Source organism: Tigheibacillus halophilus, from assembly GCF_042683165.1.
GTDB classification, from domain to species: Bacteria; Bacillota; Bacilli; order Bacillales; family Amphibacillaceae; genus Tigheibacillus; species Tigheibacillus halophilus.
Genome location: NZ_JBHUIZ010000022.1, coordinates 1 through 2163, shown reverse-complemented (window position 1 = coordinate 2163; position 2163 = coordinate 1). Strand labels below are relative to the sequence as shown.

The 2163-nt window shown below is 51.8% G+C and carries 1 rRNA gene; it reads right to left on the bottom strand.

From position 1 onward, the window contains the following. Positions 1–2163: ribosomal RNA gene (locus ACFSMW_RS20340) — 23S ribosomal RNA — on the bottom strand; the annotation flags it as partial.

Sequence of the window (2163 nt, the reverse complement as noted above, 5' to 3'; positions counted from 1 at the left end):
GTACAGCCAGGGTGGTATCCCACCATTGCCTCCACACAAGCTGGCGCTCATGCTTCGCTGGCTCCCACCTATCCTGTACAAGCTGCACAAACATGCAATATCAGGCTACAGTAAAGCTCCACGGGGTCTTTCCGTCCTGTCGCGGGTAATGCGCATCTTCACGCATAGTATAATTTCACCGGGTCTCTCGTTGAGACAGTGCCCAAGTCGTTGCACCTTTCGTGCGGGTCGGAACTTACCCGACAAGGAATTTCGCTACCTTAGGACCGTTATAGTTACGGCCGCCGTTTACTGGGGCTTCGGTTCTATGCTTCGCTCTTGCGAGCTAACATTTCCCCTTAACCTTCCAGCACCGGGCAGGTGTCAGCCCCTATACTTCGCCTTTCGGCTTCGCAGAGACCTGTGTTTTTGCTAAACAGTCGCTTGGGCCTATTCACTGCGGCTCCATGTTCATGAAGCACCCCTTCTCCCGAAGTTACGGGGTCATTTTGCCGAGTTCCTTAACGAGAGTTCTCCCGATCACCTTAGGATTCTCTCCTCGCCTACCTGTGTCGGTTTGCGGTACGGGCACCTATGACCTCACTAGAGGATTTTCTTGGCAGTGTGAAATCAGGAACTTGGGGCACAAGGCCCTTTCCCCATCACAGCTCAAAACTCCGGACGGATTTGCCTATTCCGGCTTTCTCACTGCTTGGGCACACGCTTCCATCCGTGTGCTTTCCCTATCCTACTGCGTCCCCCCATCGCTCAAACAGTCATGAGGTGGTACAGGAATTTCTGCCTGTTGTCCATCGCCTACGCCTTTCGGCCTCGGCTTAGGTCCCGACTAACCCTGAGAGGACGAGCCTTCCTCAGGAAACCTTAGGCATTCGGTGAAAGAGATTCTCACTCTTTTTTCGCTACTCATACCGGCATTCTCACTTCCAAGCGCTCCACCAGTCCTCACGGTCTGACTTCACTGCACTTGGAACGCTCTCCTACCATTGTTCGAAGAACAATCCGCAGCTTCGGTGATACGTTTAGCCCCGGTATATTTTCGGCGCAGAGTCACTCGACCAGTGAGCTATTACGCACTCTTTAAATGATGGCTGCTTCTGAGCCAACATCCTGGTTGTCTAAGCAACTCCACATCCTTTTCCACTTAACGTATACTTTGGGACCTTAGCTGGCGGTCTGGGCTGTTTCCCTTTCGACTATGAACCTTATCACCCATAGTCTGACTCCCAAACATAAGTAGCTGGCATTCGGAGTTTGACTGAATTCGGTAACCCGATGAGGGCCCCTAGTCCAATCAGTGCTCTACCTCCAGTACTCTTCGTTTGAGGCTAGCCCTAAAGCTATTTCGGAGAGAACCAGCTATCTCCGTGTTCGATTGGCATTTCACCCCTACCCACACCTCATCCCCGCATTTTTCAACATACGTGGGTTCGGGCCTCCAGTCAGTGTTACCTGACCTTCACCCTGGACATGGGTAGATCACACGGTTTCGGGTCTACGACCGCATACTCATTCGCCCTGTTCAGACTCGCTTTCGCTGCGGCTCCGTGTCTTCCACTTAACCTTGCATACGATCGTAACTCGCCGGTCCATTCTACAAAAGGTACGCCGTCACGCATGAATGCGCTCCGACTACTTGTAGGCACACGGTTTCAGGATCTCTTTCACTCCCCTTCCGGGGTGCTTTTCACCTTTCCCTCACGGTACTGGTTCACTATCGGTCACTAGGGAGTATTTAGCCTTGGGAGATGGTCCTCCCGGATTCCGACGGAATTCCACGTGTTCCGCCGTACTCAGGATACACTCCGGAGAGAATTCCTTTTTGATTACAGGGCTGTTACCTTCTTTGGCTGGCCTTTCCAGACCGATTCATCTAAAGAATTCCTTTGTAACTCCAAAGGAGTGTCCTACAACCCCAATGGGTAAACCCATTGGTTTGGGCTGTTTCCGTTTCGCTCGCCGCTACTTGGGAAATCGCTTTTGCTTTCTCTTCCTCCGGGTAATGAGATGTTTCAGTTCCCCGGGTCTGCCTCATCTACCCTATGTATTCAGATAGATGTACTATTCCATTACGAATAGTGGGTTCCCCCATTCGGAAATCTCTGGATCAACGTCTACTTACGACTCCCCAAAGCATATCGGAGTTAGTCCCGTCCTTCTTCGGCT